Consider the following 18,202-nt stretch of genomic DNA (forward strand, 5'->3'; position numbering starts at 1 on the left):
AATGACGACCCTACGATTAATTTCACACCGAGCAAATGGGATTACGTAGGTCGGCATTCATGCCGACCGGGTAAATCACCGCACAGGTTTACGCCGTCAGCAATTGGTTCATGCGACGGATAAACTGGTTTGGATCTTCCAGCGTGCCGCGTTCTGCCAGCAGCGCCTGATCCAACAGCAGCTCAACCCATTCAGCAAAATGCGCTTCATCGTGGGTGTCCGCCACGCGTTTCACCAGCGTATGTTCCGGGTTGATCTCGAAGATGTACTTCACCTCCGGAACTTCCTGACCCGCCGCAGCAAACAGCTTCGCCATCTGGGTGGTCATTTCGTTGGCATCAGTGGTGACAATCGCCGGAGTGTCGGTCAGACGGTGGGTCAGACGCACCTCTTTCACACGCTCGCCCAGCAGCGTTTTCACGCGCTCAACAAACGGCTCCAGCGCTTTTTCCGCTTCCTTCTGCTCTTCAGTCTCTTCATCAGCCAGTTTGCTCAGCGAATCGTCCGCTTTGCTTACTGACTGGAAAGTTTTACCGTCGAACTCGGTCAGGTAGCTCATCATCCATTCGTCGATGCGATCGGACAGTAGCAGCACCTCAATGCCTTTTTTGCGGAACAGCTCCAGATGCGGGCTGCTCTTCGCAGCGGCGTAGCTGTCAGCCGTGATGTAGTAGATCTTCTCCTGCCCTTCGACCATGCGGCTCAGGTAGTCATCAAGCGAAATGTTCTGCTCAGCACCTTCGCTCTGCGTGGTAGCGAAACGCAGCAGCTTGGCGATCGTTTGCTGATTGGTATTGTCTTCTGCTGGGCCTTCTTTCAGCGCCAGACCGAACTCTTTCCAGAACTGCTGATACTTTTCAGCATCATCTTTCGCCAGTTTTTCCAGCATCTGCAGGCTGCGCTTGGTCAGGGCGGCGCGCAGGCTCTGCGTGACGCGGCTGTCCTGCAGGATTTCACGGGACACGTTCAGCGGCAGATCGTTGGAGTCTATCAGGCCACGTACGAAGCGCAGGTAGTTCGGCATGAACTGCTCGGCATCGTCCATGATGAACACGCGCTGCACATACAGTTTCAGGCCGTGTTTGCTGTCGCGATTGAACATATCGAACGGCGCACGCTGTGGGATGTACAGCAGACTGGTGTACTCCTGCTTGCCTTCCACACGGTTATGGCTCCAGATCGCCGGATCGCTGTAATCGTGGGCGATGTGCTTGTAGAACTCGTTGTACTCTTCATCGCTGATTTCAGACTTATTGCGCGTCCACAACGCCTGGGCTTTGTTGATCTTCTCCCAAGTGGTGGTGTCGTTCTCTTCGTCTTTGGTCTCGATCTCAACCGGCAATGCGATGTGATCGGAGTATTTACTGATCACATTACGCACGCGCCATGCATCGAGGAAATCGTCTTCGCCTTCCCGGAAGTGCAGCGTGATTTCGGTGCCGCGCTCGGCTTTCTCGATTTCGGCCAGAGTATATTCGCCCTCGCCCGCCGATTCCCAGAACACCGCTTCGTCCGCTTTCGCGCCAGCAGCGCGGGTGCGGACGGTGACTTTGTCCGCCACGATAAACGCCGAATAGAAACCTACACCAAACTGACCAATCAGCTGGCTGTCTTTTGCTGAATCAGAGCCCATGGACTCAAGGAACGCTTTGGTGCCAGATTTCGCGATAGTACCGAGGTTTTCAATCACCTCGTCGCGGCGCATACCAATACCGTTATCACTCAAGGTCAGCGTGCGATTGTCCTTATCGACCGAGATACGCACGCGCAGGTCGCCGTCGCCTTCATACAGATCCGGCGTGGACAATGCGCGGAAGCGCAGTTTGTCGGCGGCATCGGAGGCGTTGGAGATCAGTTCGCGTAGGAAAATCTCTTTGTTTGAATAGAGAGAGTGAATCATCAGGTGCAGAAGTTGTTTTACTTCTGACTGGAAGCCACGCGTCTCTTGTCCTTTCATGGTCATTGCTACCTCAACTAAATCAGGGTTGATCATATCCCCTTCATACTTCAAGCCGCAGGTGCGTTGGCTGCATTCGCTCACCCGAATCACTGACTTAAGTCAGCTCATCGGGATGAACTCTTTTGCCGCCTTCCTGCAACTCGAATTATTTTGGGTAAAAGTTGAGAAAGAAATGGGGATGATGATGAGGATTTCAAGCCGATGTCCGTAAAGACATCGGCAAGTGATTAGAATTTAATCTTGTGACGTCCGGCAAGTGAATGCGACAGCGTAGTGCCATCAACCATTTCCAGCTCACCGCCAACGGGCACACCGTGTGCAATGCGGCTGGCGTCAACGCCATATTGTCCGCAAAGATCGGCAATGTAGTTAGCTGTGGCTTCCCCTTCCACCGTGGGATTGGTGGCGAGGATCACTTCGGTCAGGGTTTCACGCTCCAGGCGCTGCTCCAGCCGATCCAAACCGATATCCTGAGGACCAATGCCATCCAGTGGTGACAAGTGGCCCATCAGCACAAAGTAGCGACCGCCAAACTGGCCGGTCTGCTCAATGGCGTGGATATCCGCCGGGCTTTCCACCACGCAAATCTGGCCGTTTTGTTGACGACGTGGATTGGCGCAGATGGTGCAGATTTCCTGCTCGGTGAAGGTGCGGCAATCAGCACAGTGGCCGATTTCCGACATGGCACGGGTTAAGGCCTGTGCCAGACGCATGCCACCGCTACGATCGCGCTGTAACAGCTGAAAAGCCATACGCTGCGCCGATTTCGGGCCGACACCCGGCAGGCAGCGCAGTGACTCCATCAAAGATTCAAGCAGTGGACTGGTTTGCATCAGAACGGCATCTTGAAGCCAGGTGGCAGCTGCATGCCAGAAGAGACAGAAGCCATCTTCTCTTTCTGCGTTTCATCGATACGGCGCGCAGCATCGTTAAATGCCGCAGCGATCAAGTCTTCCAGCATGTCTTTATCATCTTCCAGCAAGCTTGGATCGACTTCGACACGACGGCAGTTGTGTGCACCATTAATGGTCACTTTCACCAAGCCAGCACCTGATTCACCGGTGACTTCCAGTGCAGCAATCTCTTCCTGAACCTTGGCCATTTTGTCTTGCATCTGCTGGGCCTGTTTCATCAGGTTACCCAATCCGCCTTTACCAAACATAGTCTTCTCTCTCTGCTGGGGCTGTGCGCAACGGAGCTGCGACAGCGGGTGTTCAAACGGGTCGAATACTCTCTTCATCCAGATCGGCATCGAAGAATCGACGCAATGTCTGAATATGAGTATCGCTTTCAATCGACTGGCGCGCCTGCACCAGTTTCTCTTCATAAATGGCCTGGCGCCACTCCAGTGGCGTCAATACCGCAGGATTATCATCTTCAACGATGGTCAGTTCAACCGGCTGACCGGCTGACAGACTGAGCGCCTCCGCCAACGCCTGCTTGGCAGACGCCGAATTCAGGTGACGCTGACTGCTACGTAGATGCAGTGTAACGCTGTTTTCGCCCACTTCTTTCCACGCGTTTAATGCGACCTGCTGCACCAATTTGGGCAGCGTCAGTGCCACCACTTCGGCCGCCCAGGCATCACGCTGTTGCGCTTCTTCCGCGAGGCGCAGTGTCAGCTCAGGCGTTTTCTCATGCTCCAGCGCGGAACGCAAGGCTTTTGGCGTAGCCACGGGTTCCGCTTTGACCTCTACCGTTTGCTGCGCTTTCCAGCGATAAGCTTCCGGTTTAACGGGGGCTTTTACAGCAGGTTCAGTCGCGCGCTGTTGCACACGTTCAGTGACAGTTGCGAGGCGTTCCAGCGCCGGGTTTGCCGGCCGCGCGGAACGCGCTGCCGGCTCACTCTTTTTTGCTTTGCCGGCTCCCTGACGCAGCAATTGCGTTCGCGCTTGTAAAAGCTGGCTAGTGGAGTCTGACAAATGTTCGGGAGCCGATTGCATATCGGGATAATCATCGGCTATCGGCGGTGCATCCTGCATCGGCGGAGCCATCTGCGGCTGGGCAGCTGGTGCTGCTTTTGATGCGGGTGGCGCTGCAGTCGGTGCAGATGACGCAACAAGCGTCTGCGGCACGGCCTGCGGAACCAAACTCGGTCGAGCAACCGGCTCCGCAATGGTGGCTTGCGGATGGAAGGCCAGCGCGCGCAGCAGCGTCATCTCGACGCCTAAACGCCGATCCGGTGCCAGCGGCAAGTCTTTACGTCCCATTAGCAAGGTCTGGTAATAGAGCTGAACGTCGGCTGGCGGCAACACGCGTGCTAGATCGCGCAGGCGCTGCGCCTGATTCACATCGTCTTCGCCCAACGAACTCGGCAGGAGCTGCACCATCGCCACACGATGCAGCAAACGCAGCATCTCGACTAACAGCGCTTCCCACTCAACGCCACGCGAAGCCGCTTGATTCAGTAACGCCATCACCTGTTCGCCTTGACCGTCCACCAGCGCTTCAATCAGCGCGAGCGGTTGCTCGTCATCCAGGGTCCCCAGCATCTGCGCCACAGTTTCACGCGTCACGCTGCCCTGCCCCATGGCAATCGCCTGGTCGGTCAGACTCAGTGCATCACGCATGCTGCCGTCTGCTGCACGTGCCAGCAAATGCAACGCACGCGGCTCAGAGGCAATCTGCTCCTGCTGCAGGATGTGCGCCAGCTGCTGCTGGATCTGTTCAACATCCAGTGCTTTAAGATGGAACTGCAGGCAACGCGAGAGAATGGTGACCGGCAGTTTTTGCGGATCGGTGGTCGCCAGCAGGAATTTAACGTGCGACGGCGGCTCTTCGAGGGTTTTCAGCAGAGCATTAAAGCTGTGACGTGACAGCATATGCACTTCATCGATCAAGTAGACCTTGAAGCGACCGCGCGCGGGCGCGTACTGCACGTTATCCAGCAGATCGCGTGTGTCTTCAACTTTGGTGCGCGAGGCCGCATCGATCTCAATCAGATCGACAAAACGACCTTGTTCGATTTCACGACAGTTATCGCACTGACCACAAGGTGTGGAGGTGATGCCGGTTTCGCAGTTAAGACCTTTCGCCAGCAAACGCGCGATCGAGGTTTTTCCGACGCCACGGGTGCCGGAAAAAAGATAAGCATGATGGATTCGTCCCAGTGACAACCCATTGGCCAGCGCAGTCAGCACATGTTCCTGACCGACTACGTCAGCGAAAGCCTGGGGACGCCATTTTCGCGCAAGTACCTGATAGCTCATGTGGATTCAATCACTGGATTTTATTGAATTGGCACAGCGGTGCGGCTAAGTGAACCGGGTTCCGCCACAAGATAAAGGGGAAAAATGCAGCTTCGCAAACCCTGTTTATTTTGGCAGTAGTCTAACAGCCGCAACAAGATATGCCTATACCCGAGATACGTCGCGTGACAGGGAGTGAGTTTTCATCGCGCTCGCTTTATGGTGCATTTACACAACGGTGCTGCGGTGGGAATGCGCAATAAATTGCGCCGCTACCGGCTGGTGCAGGAATAGAGAACCATACGGCATGACATTACGGCATGGCGTTCATCATGTAGCGGCACGCTTTATCGTGCATTTACACAACGGTGCTGCGGCAGAAATGCGCAATGAATGAATTGCGCCGCTATAGGAGAATGCCAGCGGCGCAGCAGCCATTAGTGGCCGGGGAAATTGACGAGGCTAAAGCAGTCGATGCCCATCGCTGTCAGGCGTGCTTCACCGCTCAAGTCGAACAGGTTGATCACAAATGCCGCATCTTTGACTTCACCACCGGCACGGCGGATCAGTTTCACGGTCGCTTCCAGTGTTCCGCCGGTAGCCAGCAGATCGTCAACCACTAACACCACGTCGCCTGGCTTGATCGCGTCTTTGTGCAACTCCAACGCGTCGGTGCCGTACTCCAGCTCATAGCTTTCGCTGAAAGTTTCGCGCGGCAATTTACCTGGCTTACGTACCGGCACAAAGCCCACGCCCAGACCCAGCGCCACTGGCGCACCAAACAAGAAGCCACGTGCCTCTGTACCCACGACTTTGGTGATGCCTTTGTCACGATAGCGCTCAACCAGAATGGCAATCGACGCGGCATAAGCCTGCGGATCTTCCATCAAACTGGTGACGTCACGGAACAGGATGCCCGGCTTAGGGTAGTCAGGGATGCTTTTGATGCTGTTTTTGATGAGTTCAAGCTGCTGAGCAGTTGCGGTCATATGTGTTACGCCTGGAAAAATATCTAATACGCGCGGCTTCTGACAGCGCCAATACCCGGAAACCGGGTTAAGCGAAGACATTTAAACAGGGAAGCCACGCACGAAGATGCCCAAATCTATGCAAATACCCGGTTAAATGCAACCCTGACGCGCTTATTCGCCTGCGTCAGCATTTTCTTCCACCACCGGAATGCGCCACATAAACAGCAACAGCACACATAACATCACACCCAACATTATCCGTACCCACAGCATATTTACCAGGTAGATAGACACAGCAAAGGTGATAACGATCAGCAACATGGCGCGCCCTTTCGCTCCCGGTGGCATGGCCCGATGCTGTTGCCAGTGACGAATATAACGTCCAAACGGAGAGCGCCAAAGCAGCCAGTGATGAAAACGCGGTGACGATCGGGCAAAACACCAGGCCGCCAGCAACACAAATGGCGTGGTGGGTAATAAAGGTAATACAATGCCCAGCGTACCCAGCACAATTGCCAGCCAGCCGAGGCACAGAAGTAAAATTCGCTGCATGCCTGATGCCTGATAAAATCGGAACTGCGCTACGTTAACACAGCCGGAATCAGAGTGATGCCCCAACCGCCCGCACATCAACGCTTAATGCCCCTCGTCGAACAACTGCGTCAGCAGATTGCACAGCAAAGCGATGGAGCCTGTCGTCAGCCCCGTTTTGACGCACAGCTGTTTCGTTGTAAAGGGACGCGATTAACTGACTATTTGCGCGAGCTTGAGCAAAATCTGGCTCAACTCAGCGCCCCCGAAACCGATATGATGCGTCGCCAGTGGTTGGCAGAAAAGGTGCTGGACCAGGTTGCCGCGCTGCAACGTGAATGTCTAAGTCAGCAGTTACGTCCCGTTCGTGAACGGCCGCGCAGCGATCCGCGTCAACAAAAGCGCGAAGAGTACCTGGGTTACGAAACACGACTCTTGGCGATGATTGAGCAGCGTGAAGCGCATTTGGCGCAGGCAGAAACGCTGAGTGTGCAGCAGCAGCTGATCCGCGAAGTGGACGTGTTGCATGAACGCCTGGCACGCTGCCGCAGTGCACTGCATAAGTTAGAATTGTCCATTCAGGCACAATAAGCCACCTCCACTTTCCTCTATACTTCTTCGAACGAATTCAGGAGGAAAATCATGACCCTTATCTTGTGGATAGCGATCGGCATCTTGGCAGGCTGGTTAAAGCGCATGATGTTTCCCGGTCGACCGGGTGGTTTTGTCCCTACGCTGGTGCTGGCCGTGATTGGCGCACTGATTGGGGGCTACATCGCGACCTATTTCACCACTGGCGATCTGTCCACACTACATCCCGCTGGCTTTGCCGTGGCGTTGATCGGCGCAGTGCTCATGCTGTTAGTGGCCGCAAAATTACGTATTTAGGAGTAAAAATGTCATTAGAAACAGCATCAGACGAAATCAAGCTAGCGGTTGATTTGATTCAACTGTTAGAAGAGAACCAAGTGCCAACCACTACGGTGTTGGCGGCACTGGACATAGTTCAGCGCGATTACCTGCAAAAGCAGGCTGCAGAAGGCGCGAATTAACGCGCCGCAGAAAGGGTCGGACTCAGCCGCAGCATGTCCAGGAATGCATCGACCAGTTGTGGTGCATCCGCCGCGAGATCAAATGCCTGCGGGTTAAACAACCAATTTTCCATCATGCCGTTGATGTAACTGCACATGAGCCGCGCCGACTGAAGCGTGTTCAGGCTGGCGGGCAATTGCCCGACATCAATGCATTCACGCAGCACTAATTCAATCCTGTCGTAACACTCCAGCAGTAAACTTTGACGCATATCTTGTAATGTCGACATTTCGCCCACGAACTCACATTTATGGAAGATAATCTCCATTAGTGCGCGTCTTTGCGGATCCTTTGCTGTGGCGTCAAGGATATAGATCAGCATTGAGCGAATAACAGAAAGTGGATCACCCGGGTATTTTGTCTGATACTCAAGTTCCACATCGTCAAGCCCAGCGTCACACCGAAGCCAGATTTCATGCAATACATCGGCTTTATTTTTGAAATGCCAGTAGATAGCGCCGCGCGTTACGCCGGCAGCTGATGCGATATCCGCCAGGGATGTGGCAGCCACACCGTGTTCGGAGAAGTGTGCTAGCGCGGCATCCAGAATTTGGTGTCGCGTTTCAAGTGCTTGCGCTTTGGTTTTTCGTGCCATAGAGGACTTTTTTTACAAACTGGCAAGTTTACATACATTTGTGAATGTATGTACCATAGCACGACCCGTGTTTTAACGCAGCAATGGGTTTATCGGTTTGTGATCCATTGATCATTTGATATCGGACACTAGAGGTTTATTTATGAATAAAAACAGAGGATTAGCGCCTCTGGCGGCCGTCCTGATGCTTTCAGGCAGCTTTTTGTTAACAGGATGTGATGATAATAAATCCCAGCAAGCCGCCCAGCAGCAGCCCCCTGAAGTGGGCGTTGTCACGTTAAAAAACGAGCCCCTGAAGATTACCACTGAACTACCTGGCCGTACCTCAGCCTTCCGTGTAGCCGAAGTGCGTCCTCAGGTGTCAGGTATCATCCTGAAGCGTAATTTTGTTGAAGGAACGGATATCAAAGCAGGCGTGTCCCTGTATCAGATCGATCCCGCGACCTATCAGGCCGCTTATGACAGTGCGAAAGGCGACTTAGCGCAGGCGCAGGCTAATGCGCACGTGGCTCAGTTGACGATCAAACGTTATAAACCGCTGTTAGGCACCAAGTACATCAGCCAGCAAGATTACGACACCGCGGCAGCCACTGCGGCACAAACTGCGGCTGCGGTTCAGGCAGCGCAAGCTAATGTCGAAACCGCGCGTATCAATCTGGCCTATACCAAAGTGACCTCGCCTATCAGCGGTCGCATTGGTAAATCTGCGGTGACAGAAGGCGCACTGGTGTCCAGTGGACAAACCACGGCGCTGGCAACCGTACAGCAGTTGGATCCAATGTATGTCGATGTGACCCAATCCAGTGATGATTTCCTGCGTTTGCGCGCAGAACTGGAATCCGGTCAGCTGAAACAGAATGACGGCAAAGCCAACGTCACCCTGCTGATGCAAAACGGTAGCGCATACACTCAGACAGGCACATTGGAATTCTCTGATGTGACCGTGGATGAAACCACCGGCTCCATCACGCTGCGCGCCATCTTCCCAAATCCAGACAATCGTCTGCTGCCCGGCATGTTTGTCCGTGCGCGTTTGGATGAAGGTACAAATCCAACCGCATTGCTGGTGCCACAGCAGGGTGTGACCCGTACTCCAACCGGTCAGGCAACAGCGATGGTAGTGGGTGCAGATAATAAAGTTGAAGTGCGTAACATCACCGCTAATCAGGCATATGGCGACAAATGGCTGGTGACGGATGGCCTTAAAGAGGGCGATCGCGTGATCACCGTCGGTCTTCAGCGTGCCAAGCCAGGTGCGCAGGTGACACCACAAGAAGTCAAAGATGATGCCAAAGCAGCACCCGAAGCGCAGTCTGCCAAAGCATCGTCCTAAACAGGAGCCACTGATACATGGCTAAGTTCTTTATCGATCGCCCCATTTTTGCCTGGGTGCTTGCCATCATTATTATGCTGGCGGGTACACTTGCGATTATCAATCTGCCGATTGAGCAATATCCCAATGTTGCGCCACCGGCCGTTGAAATTCAGGCATCTTATCCGGGTGCTGATGCGAAAACGCTGCAAGACTCGGTAACTCAGGTTATCGAACAAAACATGAATGGTATCGACGGACTGATGTATATGTCCTCGAGCAGTGACTCGTCGGGTACCTTAACGCTGACGCTGACCTTCCAGTCCGGTACTAACGCAGATATTGCGCAGGTACAGGTACAGAACAAGCTGCAGTTGGCGATGCCATTGCTGCCGCAGGAAGTACAGCAACAGGGTATTCAGGTTAAAAAATCCTCCAGCAGCTTCCTGATGGTGGCGGGTTTTGTCAGTGATGACGGCAGCATGACGCAGAATGATATTTCTGACTATGTGGCTTCCAACATCAAGGACCCGATCAGCCGTACACCAGGCGTGGGTGATACCCAAGTGTTTGGTGCACAGTATGCGATGCGTATCTGGCTGGATCCGCACAAGCTCAACAACTACCAGCTGACGCCGGTAGATGTGATCAGTGCATTAGGCACCCAGAACACCCAGGTCGCCGCCGGTCAGTTAGGGGGTACACCGCCAGTGCCTGGTCAGCAGTTGAACGCCTCGATTATTGCGCAGACCCGTCTGACCAATACCGAAGAGTTCGGCAACATTCTGTTGAAAGTGAATCAGGACGGTTCGCAAGTCCGCTTGCGTGACGTGGCGAAAATTGAACTCGGTGGTGAAAACTACGAGATCATCGCACGCTATAACGGTAAACCCGCTTCCGGTATCGGTATCAAGCTGGCGACTGGGGCTAACGCACTGGATACCGCACAAGCCGTAAAAGATGAGCTGGCCAAATTGCAGCCGTTCTTCCCGTCAGGAATGAAAACCGTTTACCCGTACGACACCACGCCATTCGTTAAGATCTCGATCTTCGAAGTGGTAAAAACGCTGTTTGAAGCGATCGTGCTGGTGTTCCTGGTGATGTATCTGTTCCTGCAGAACTTCCGCGCCACGTTGATTCCAACTATCGCGGTGCCGGTGGTGCTGTTGGGTACCTTCGCCATCATCAGTGCATTCGGTTACTCGATAAACACGCTAACGATGTTCGGCATGGTGCTCGCCATCGGCTTGCTGGTGGATGACGCCATCGTAGTGGTGGAGAACGTAGAGCGTGTCATGGCGGAAGAGGGTTTACCGCCGAAAGAAGCGACGAAACGTTCGATGGAGCAGATTCAGGGTGCGCTGGTCGGTATTGCCTTGGTGCTGTCTGCGGTATTTATTCCGATGGCCTTCTTCGGCGGGTCTACTGGGGTCATTTATCGTCAGTTCTCGATCACCATCGTTTCCGCGATGGCGCTGTCAGTGTTGGTTGCGTTGATTCTGACCCCGGCACTGTGTGCCACCATGCTGAAGCCGATCAAGAAAGGCGACCATGGTAAAACCACCGGCTTCTTCGGCTGGTTCAACCGTCTGTTCGACAAAAGCACCAACCACTACGTGGATAGCGTGGGCCACATCGTGCGTAGCACCGGTCGTTATCTGGTGATCTATCTGGTGATTGTGGTGGGCATGGCGTATCTGTTCCTGAAACTCCCGACCTCCTTCCTGCCGGAAGAAGATCAGGGTCTGTTACTGGCGCAGGCGCAGCTGCCGGCGGGTGCAACTCAGGAACGTACGCAGAAAGTGCTGGATCAGGTGACGGATTACTTCCTGAACAAAGAGAAAGACAGCGTTAACTCGGTATTTACCGTTAACGGCTTTGGCTTTGCAGGTCGTGGTCAGAACACCGGTATTGCCTTCGTCAGCCTCAAACCGTGGGATGAGCGTGGTGATGCCAGCCTGAAAGTGCCAGCGATTGCGGGACGCGCCATGCAGGCGTTGGGTCAGATTAAAGATGCAATGGTCTTCCCGTTCAACTTGCCGGCAATTATCGAACTCGGTAACGCCACTGGCTTTGACTTCATGCTGACCGATCAGGGTAACCTGGGGCACGAGAAGTTGACCGCTGCGCGTAACCAGCTGTTTGGCATGATTGCTCAACACCCCGATACCTTGGTGGGTGTGCGTCCGAACGGTATGGAAGATACGCCTCAGTACAAACTGATCATCGATCAGGAAAAAGCGCAGGCACTGGGTGTGTCGTTGTCTGACATCAACACCACGCTGGGCGCGGGCTGGGGTGGCTCTTACGTCAATGACTTCATCGACCGTGGTCGTGTGAAGAAGGTGTACGTGATGGGCCAGGCTGACTCGCGTATGTTGCCAGATGACATCAGCAAATGGTTCGTGCGTAACAGCTCCGGCACAATGGTTCCGTTCTCTGCCTTCTCTTCGGCGAAGTGGCAGTACGGTTCACCGCGTCTGGAACGTTACAACGGCTTACCATCCATGGAGATCCTCGGACAGGCAGCGCCTGGTAAGAGCTCCGGTGATGCCATGAACCTGATGGAAGAACTGGCGGGCAAACTGCCTGCGGGTATCGGCTATGACTGGACGGGTATGTCCTATCAGGAACGTCTGTCCGGTAACCAGGCCCCTGCCCTGTATGCCATCTCGCTGATTGTGGTGTTCCTGTGTCTGGCTGCGTTGTACGAGAGCTGGTCGATTCCGTTCTCCGTTATGCTGGTGGTGCCGCTGGGTGTGGTCGGTGCATTGATCTTCACCACCTTACGCGGACTCAGTAACGACGTGTACTTCGTGGTGGGGCTGTTAACCACCATAGGCTTGTCGGCGAAGAACGCCATCCTGATCGTTGAATTCGCGAAGGATTTGATGGAGAAGGAAGGCAAAGGATTGGTGGAATCAACGCTGGAAGCAGCACGTATGCGTCTGCGCCCGATTCTGATGACCTCACTCGCCTTTATCCTCGGTGTACTGCCGCTGGCGATCAGTACCGGTGCCGGCTCTGGCGCACAGAACGCCGTCGGTACGGGTGTAATGGGCGGTATGGTGACGGCAACAGCGTTGGCCATCTTCTTCGTTCCGGTGTTCTTCGTGGTGGTTCGCCGCCGCTTTGGCAAGAACAAAGCCGAGATCGAACAAGGCCATCCGGTCGAACACAAGCACTAAGGTTTAACCTGTTGAAAAGGCCGCGCAAGCGGCCTTTTTTATGGCCGCAATTTCCCCCTCCAGCGAATACCCGCACTGCAATCACGGTTGCAATCAATTCTCAGCGGGTTCATAATATTGTTATATTATAACATTACATGAGAGTGCAGCTATGAAAGCCAATATCCATCCGCAATACCGTCCCGTGGTGTTCCATGACACCTCTGTTGATGAGTATTTCAAAATCGGTTCCACCATTAAAACCGAGCGCACCATTGAGTTCGAAGGTGAAGTGCTGCCGTACGTGACGCTGGATGTCTCTTCAAAATCTCACGTCCACTACACCGGCAAGCAGAAAGATCTCACCAAAGAAGGCAGCGCCGCACGCTTCAACAAGCGTTTCGGCAGCTTCCTGACGCGCGGCAAATAATCAGGAGTTAACGCATGCAAGTTTTAAGTTCATTACGGTCAGCCAAGACCCGTCACAAAGATTGCAAAGTGGTGCGCCGTAAAGGTCGCATTTATGTGATATGCAAAACGAATCCGCGCTTTAAGGCGGTTCAGGGAAGAAAGAAAAAAAGGTAGGAAAGTGTCGTGATGATTGGCCGGGATGCTCCCCGGCCTTTTTTTTACTTCATGCTTTGCAGCATGATCTCTACGTTGTGTTTGAAGGCAGCCACATAGGTTGCAGCAGGGCCATTGGCCTCGGACAGCGCTTCAGGATAGAGTTCACCGCCCGGCTTAGCGCCGGTTTCGCTGGCAATCTGCTTCACCAGACGCGGATCGGTCTGATTCTCCATAAAGTAGGTGTTGATGTGCTCAGCTTTCAACTGCTTGATAATCGACGCCACATCGCTGGCGCTGGCTTCTGCTTCGGTAGAGAAACCGACCGGTGCGAGGAAGCTCACGCCATAGCGTTGGCCAAAGTAGCCAAAGGCATCATGGCTGGTCAGCACTTTGCGTTTGCTTTTCGCGACTGAGGCAAATTCGCTTTTCGCCCAGCTATCCAGCTTCTGCAATTGCTGAATATAGCTTTCGCCGCTTTTACGAATATCTGCCGCATCTTCTGGATCGGCTTTGATCAGCGCATTCATCACGTTGGTGGCGTAGATTACCCCATTTTGCATGCTGTTCCATGCATGCGGGTCAGTAATGGTTTTCCCGTCATCCACCATTTTACGGGTGTTAATGCCGTTTGATGCCACCACGATCGTCCCTTTGTAGCCCGATGCGCTGATTAAACGATCCATCCAGCCTTCAAGCCCTAAACCACTGACAAACACGACGTTAGCCTTAGCCAGAGACTCACTGTCCTGTGGGGTCGGCTCGAAGGTGTGTGGATCGCCGTTAGGTTGAACCAGCGATTTCACATTAACGTGATCGCCACCCACCTGCTTAACGATATCCGCCAACACGGTGAAACTCGCCACCACATCCACTGTTTTTGCCATGGTCAATGGGCTGATTAACATGGCGCTAATCGCCAGACCCAGCGGTAACTTTTTCATTTATATCCCCTAATCATTTAATTATCGACGACGCAACAGGCCGCCACATGGTCCTGTCAAAACAGAAAGCAAAAACAGTACGGCCGCACTGAGCACCACCGCGGGTCCGGCGGGCAATGAGAAGTGCCATGAAAGAATCAACCCCACCAGCGCGGCTATCATCGCCAGCACCATCGCGATGCCAAGCATGCAGGCGAGATGACGACTCCAGAAACGCGCGCTAGTGGCAGGCAGCATCATCAATCCCACGGACATCAGCGTGCCAAGCACCTGAAAACCCGCCACAAGGTTGAGCACCACCAGCATCAGGAAGATGCCGTGCACCATCGGCGCGCTCCACTTCCCTTGCGCCCGCAGGAAATCAGGATCAAAAGCATCGATCACCAACGGACGGAAAATCACCGCCAGCATAAGTAAAGTGAAAGCCGCGATGCCGCCCACCAGCATGATGGCCGCGTTATCGACCGCCAGCAGCGAACCAAACAGCACGTGCAGCAGATCGACACTTGATCCACGCAGCGAAACCAGCGTGACGCCCAGTGCCAGCGAGCCGAGATAGAAACCGGAGAAGCTGGCATCTTCTTTTAAGGGGGTATATCGACTGACGGCACCGGAAAGGAGCGCGACGGCAAGACCGGCGATCAGCCCACCAATGCCCATCGCCACCAGCGATAAGCCGGAGACCAGATAGCCAATCGCCGCGCCCGGCAATACCGCATGCGATAAGGCATCGCCAACCAGACTCATACGACGCAGTGAAAGGAACACACCTAACGGCGTGGCGCTCAACGCTAACGCTACACAAGCCACTAACGCGCGGCGCATAAAACCAAACTCGATAAACGGTTGAATCAAAGTCACGAAGCCACCCTACGCAGCAGTGGAGTGTGTGTGGAGTCTGCATCGTCGAGCGACAACACATCGTTAAAGTAACGCGCCACCAGCGGACGGTCGTGCAGAACCACCAGTAAGGTGGTTCCTGCCTGCTGTTGCTGTTCAAGGATTGACATCAACAACGTGACCGTCTGCGTATCAATGCCGTTGAAAGGCTCATCGAGCAGCCAGACTTTGCTTTGTTGCAGCATTAGGCGAGCAAACAACACGCGTTGCAGTTGCCCGCCGGAGAGCGTCGAGGGTTGTGCATCTGCAAAATCGCGCATTTGCACCGCGTCCAACGCGGCATCAATTTCAAGACGTAATGCTCGATTAATGCCACCAAACCAGCCACAGCGCGGCCAGCAGCCCATTGCTACCAGTTCATAGACAGTGAGGGGAAAGCGCGTTTCTAACTCGCTGCGCTGCGGTAACCAACCTAATAATTTGCGAGGCACTTGAACGTCGCAGGTTCCCGCGACAGGTGGCAACAGTCCCGCGATGGTTTTCAATAACGTGGATTTTCCGGTACCGTTCGCGCCCACCAGCGCTGTCATACTTCCCGATGAAAGTTCACCAGTGACAATTGGTGTGACCGCCCGTCCTTGATAGCCACCTTGTAATCGATTGAAATGCATCATTTTTGCATTCCCCAATAGATAGCTACCACAAGAAAAGCGATAAGTAACAGCGCCACTAAAAGGCGACCACCGAGCGAGAAAAGTAATCCACTGTGATTCATGGCTTTCAACCAAATACGTTATAACATAACAATTATAGTATCCGATCTCCTCCTCGCTTTACCCTTAGAAAGTGTTTCAAAAGTTGACCACACCAGGCGATCACGGCAGGTATCACGGGGCGGTAAAGATTTGGGAGCAAATCCCATCGTTACCATGTCTGTTCTTTTTTATTGTCGACTTGCAAAGTTTGCGCAGAAGCCCAATGATAGATTCATCTTCCTTTTTACCGGATGCAAAATGCAGTCTATTATTCATTGTGATATTGCTGTGGATGAGGACGATTGCGAGAAGTTACAGGCTATTATCCAGGGGAATATTCTCAAAATAGCCGAATCCCTGGCTGGGGATTTACAGTGGTATTCACAAAACGCGCAATTAGTTCCTAACAGTTTTAAGATTATTTCCATTCAACCGCTCGATAACAATCGATTTAAAATGCTTTACGATTTCACGTGGAATTTATTTAATCCTTGCCTGGATTTAAATGAATTTCGTACCCAACATGAAGAAGTGTTGTTCCACATAGCACCCGGTGCACTGGTGTTTTCAGTGATAGACAATACGCGCCCCTCTCCTTCCGACGAATTGTAATATTTGGTAATTGAGGTGAGCAAAATTAATGATTGTGGATTACATTTAAAGAGTCGCTGAATTCTTTTTATTCATGATCGCTTCCTGATAGCTTTTCCAAATCACGCCGCGCTGCGGTAACTGTGCAAGCTCTGGAGGGGAAAAAGATGGACGAATACTCACCAAAACGGCATGATATTGCCCAGCTTAAATTCCTGTGTGAGAGCCTGTTTGACGAAAGTATGGCGACGCTAACGGACAGCCATCACGGCTGGGTTAATGACCCTACTGCGGAAAGCAATTTACAGCTCAACGATTTGATTGAGCATATCGCTTCTTTCACGATGAATTACAAAATTAAGCACGTTGAAGATGAAGCGCTGATTACGCAAATCGATGAATATCTTGACGATACCTTTATGCTGTTTAGCAGTTATGGAATCAATGCTCAGGATCTTCAACGGTGGCAACGTTCAGCAAAACGCTTATTTAATCTGTTTGCCGAAGAGTGCGCTTTTCTCCAACAACCCAGCCATTCCTTTTAGCATCAGAGTGAGACCGGTTTATTTATGAGCAACCAAGCCTTAACCAAAACAGATTATTTGATGCGACTTCGCCGTTGTCGCTCAATCGACACCCTTGAAAGGGTTATCGAAAAAAACAAGTACGAATTATCTGACAACGAACTCGCGGTATTTTATTCAGCTGCCGATCATCGCTTAGCCGAGCTAACGATGAATAAGCTTTACGATAAAGTGCCGGTTTCAGTCTGGAAGTTCGTCCGCTAACGGTTTACTGCCAACCGACTCGTTAAACTATCGTATTCTTCAGGGAAAGATTATCAGGCAAAGGAGTGCCAAGATTCTGCTGTGTGCTGTATTTGTTGGGATTTTTTGGAGAGTAGAAATGGTGGAGGCCCTGCCAGCTACATCCCGGCACACGCGTCGCCTGCTGCGGCTGCTTCCTTCCGGACCTGACCGAGTTCACAAGTTAGCGTTGCGGGAGAACCAACAGGGCCCCCATTGACGTGCTCTCTTTCGAGAGCGCAGGCATTATCAAGTAAGCCCCTAGCAATTGCAAGCATAGGCCGGGTGACCGTTGTTTTCTTGAACAGCTATCGACCAAATTCCTGCTTCCCCCCCTTTCTGCATGCTAAAGTCAGCCTTTATTCGCTGAAGATGAGGTGCGTGTATGAACAGCACGAGCAATTTTTCTGAGCGCGTCTGGCAAATCATTGCGGCGATTCCCCACGGAAAGGTCACCACTTACGGCGACATTGCACTGCTGGCGGGATCGCCGCGTGCAGCCCGACAAGTTGGCGGCGTATTACGTCGCTTGCCGGAGGGCAGCAAACTTCCTTGGTTTCGCGTAATTAATCGCCATGGCCGCATTTCCCTGCAAGGCGACGATCTATTCCGCCAGCGTGATGCGCTGGAAGCGGAAGGCATAGTAGTCAGTGATGCCGGTGAGATTGAGTTGGAGAAGTATCGCTGGGAGTACTGAACGTCTCGGTGCATCCATGCTCAAGTGTTGCCTTAGCAACTATGCTGAAGTGTTGTCTTCGTACCGAAGATGAAGTGAAGCGTTAGCAACTATGCTGAAGCGTTGACTTCGCACCCAAGCTGAAGTGTAGCGTTAGCAACTATGCTGAAGCGTTGACTTCGCACCCAAGCTGAAGTGAAGTGTTAGCAA

General features: G+C 53.0%; 21 protein-coding genes, 1 other RNA gene and 1 other annotated feature. Of the genes, 11 read left to right on the forward strand and 11 right to left on the reverse strand.

The window, feature by feature from the left end; genetic code table 11:
• Positions 1-88 precede the first annotated feature (88 nt).
• The 6 genes from htpG to HA51_RS15330 form a co-directional block, all read right to left on the reverse strand.
• Positions 89-1,957, reverse strand: a complete 1,869-nt coding sequence (gene htpG / locus HA51_RS15300; RefSeq protein WP_211282955.1) for a molecular chaperone HtpG — start codon at positions 1,955-1,957, stop codon at positions 89-91.
• Positions 1,958-2,187: 230 nt separating this feature from the next.
• A complete protein-coding gene (recR, locus tag HA51_RS15310; protein WP_084935478.1) occupies positions 2,188-2,793 on the reverse strand; it encodes a recombination mediator RecR in 606 nt (201 codons plus the stop codon).
• Positions 2,793-3,122 (reverse strand): YbaB/EbfC family nucleoid-associated protein, encoded by a 330-nt coding sequence (locus tag HA51_RS15315; RefSeq protein WP_031377860.1) that lies wholly within the window; start codon positions 3,120-3,122, stop codon positions 2,793-2,795. Before HA51_RS15315 ends, recR begins: the two co-directional genes overlap by 1 nt.
• A 52-nt stretch (positions 3,123-3,174) precedes the next feature.
• A complete protein-coding gene (dnaX, locus tag HA51_RS15320) occupies positions 3,175-5,169 on the reverse strand; it encodes a DNA polymerase III subunit gamma/tau (protein WP_084935479.1) in 1,995 nt (664 codons plus the stop codon).
• Positions 3,772-3,833 (reverse strand) — a sequence feature (DnaX frameshifting element). It overlaps the preceding gene by 62 nt.
• Positions 5,170-5,585: 416 nt before the next feature.
• Positions 5,586-6,137 (reverse strand): adenine phosphoribosyltransferase, encoded by a 552-nt coding sequence (gene apt, locus HA51_RS15325; protein WP_084935480.1) that lies wholly within the window; start codon positions 6,135-6,137, stop codon positions 5,586-5,588.
• Positions 6,138-6,290: 153 nt separating this feature from the next.
• Positions 6,291-6,671, reverse strand: a complete 381-nt coding sequence (locus HA51_RS15330) for a DUF454 family protein (RefSeq protein WP_084935481.1) — start codon at positions 6,669-6,671, stop codon at positions 6,291-6,293.
• Positions 6,672-6,728: 57 nt separating this feature from the next.
• On the opposite strand from HA51_RS15330, the gene priC reads away from it, so the two are divergent.
• From priC to rsmS, 3 genes are read left to right on the forward strand one after another with little or no spacing between them, the layout of a single operon-like run.
• Positions 6,729-7,241, forward strand: a complete 513-nt coding sequence (priC, locus tag HA51_RS15335; protein WP_084935482.1) for a primosomal replication protein PriC — start codon at positions 6,729-6,731, stop codon at positions 7,239-7,241.
• A gap of 51 nt (positions 7,242-7,292) precedes the next feature.
• A complete protein-coding gene (locus HA51_RS15340) occupies positions 7,293-7,538 on the forward strand; it encodes a GlsB/YeaQ/YmgE family stress response membrane protein (RefSeq protein ID WP_084935483.1) in 246 nt (81 codons plus the stop codon).
• A gap of 8 nt (positions 7,539-7,546) precedes the next feature.
• Entirely contained in the window at positions 7,547-7,702 is a 156-nt protein-coding gene (rsmS, locus tag HA51_RS15345; protein WP_084935484.1) for a pleiotropic regulatory protein RsmS, read from the forward strand.
• Here rsmS and acrR read toward each other — a convergent pair.
• Complete coding sequence (gene acrR, locus HA51_RS15350; protein WP_084935485.1) at positions 7,699-8,337, reverse strand: multidrug efflux transporter transcriptional repressor AcrR; 639 nt, start codon at positions 8,335-8,337, stop codon at positions 7,699-7,701. The two genes, rsmS and acrR, sit on opposite strands and share 4 nt — an antisense overlap.
• Positions 8,338-8,479: 142 nt before the next feature.
• On the opposite strand from acrR, the gene HA51_RS15355 reads away from it, so the two are divergent.
• From HA51_RS15355 to ykgO, 4 genes are all read left to right on the forward strand, one after another.
• A complete protein-coding gene (locus HA51_RS15355) occupies positions 8,480-9,670 on the forward strand; it encodes an efflux RND transporter periplasmic adaptor subunit (RefSeq protein ID WP_084935486.1) in 1,191 nt (396 codons plus the stop codon).
• 17 nt (positions 9,671-9,687) lie between these two features.
• Positions 9,688-12,837, forward strand: a complete 3,150-nt coding sequence (locus tag HA51_RS15360) for a multidrug efflux RND transporter permease subunit AcrB (RefSeq protein WP_084935487.1) — start codon at positions 9,688-9,690, stop codon at positions 12,835-12,837.
• A gap of 151 nt (positions 12,838-12,988) precedes the next feature.
• Positions 12,989-13,246, forward strand: coding sequence for a type B 50S ribosomal protein L31 (locus tag HA51_RS15365; protein WP_084935488.1), 258 nt, complete (start codon positions 12,989-12,991; stop codon positions 13,244-13,246).
• A 14-nt stretch (positions 13,247-13,260) separates the two neighbouring features.
• A complete protein-coding gene (gene ykgO / locus HA51_RS15370; RefSeq protein WP_008103894.1) occupies positions 13,261-13,401 on the forward strand; it encodes a type B 50S ribosomal protein L36 in 141 nt (46 codons plus the stop codon).
• Positions 13,402-13,445: 44 nt separating this feature from the next.
• Here the strand turns inward: ykgO and HA51_RS15375 are convergent, their stop codons facing one another.
• From HA51_RS15375 to HA51_RS15385, 3 genes are read right to left on the reverse strand one after another with little or no spacing between them, the layout of a single operon-like run.
• Positions 13,446-14,324, reverse strand: a complete 879-nt coding sequence (locus HA51_RS15375; protein ID WP_084935489.1) for a metal ABC transporter substrate-binding protein — start codon at positions 14,322-14,324, stop codon at positions 13,446-13,448.
• Positions 14,325-14,345: 21 nt separating this feature from the next.
• Positions 14,346-15,185 (reverse strand): metal ABC transporter permease, encoded by an 840-nt coding sequence (locus HA51_RS15380; protein WP_084935490.1) that lies wholly within the window; start codon positions 15,183-15,185, stop codon positions 14,346-14,348.
• Complete coding sequence (locus HA51_RS15385) at positions 15,182-15,838, reverse strand: metal ABC transporter ATP-binding protein (RefSeq protein ID WP_084935491.1); 657 nt, start codon at positions 15,836-15,838, stop codon at positions 15,182-15,184. Before HA51_RS15385 ends, HA51_RS15380 begins: the two co-directional genes overlap by 4 nt.
• 339 nt (positions 15,839-16,177) lie before the next feature.
• Between HA51_RS15385 and HA51_RS15390 the strand changes: the two genes are divergently transcribed.
• From HA51_RS15390 to HA51_RS15400, 3 genes are all read left to right on the forward strand, one after another.
• A complete protein-coding gene (locus HA51_RS15390; protein WP_084935504.1) occupies positions 16,178-16,531 on the forward strand; it encodes a hypothetical protein in 354 nt (117 codons plus the stop codon).
• Positions 16,532-16,677: 146 nt separating this feature from the next.
• Entirely contained in the window at positions 16,678-17,055 is a 378-nt protein-coding gene (gene tomB, locus HA51_RS15395; protein ID WP_084935492.1) for an Hha toxicity modulator TomB, read from the forward strand.
• A 24-nt stretch (positions 17,056-17,079) separates the two neighbouring features.
• Complete coding sequence (locus tag HA51_RS15400; protein ID WP_034828137.1) at positions 17,080-17,298, forward strand: HHA domain-containing protein; 219 nt, start codon at positions 17,080-17,082, stop codon at positions 17,296-17,298.
• Between the two features lie 128 nt (positions 17,299-17,426).
• Here HA51_RS15400 and ffs read toward each other — a convergent pair.
• Positions 17,427-17,523, reverse strand: an RNA gene (gene ffs / locus HA51_RS15405) — signal recognition particle sRNA small type.
• Positions 17,524-17,701: 178 nt separating this feature from the next.
• On the opposite strand from ffs, the gene HA51_RS15410 reads away from it, so the two are divergent.
• Entirely contained in the window at positions 17,702-18,013 is a 312-nt protein-coding gene (locus tag HA51_RS15410) for an MGMT family protein (RefSeq protein ID WP_084935493.1), read from the forward strand.
• The last annotated feature ends 189 nt before the right edge of the window (positions 18,014-18,202 follow it).

Source organism: Pantoea rwandensis, from assembly GCF_002095475.1.
Classification (GTDB): domain Bacteria; phylum Pseudomonadota; class Gammaproteobacteria; order Enterobacterales; family Enterobacteriaceae; genus Pantoea; species Pantoea rwandensis.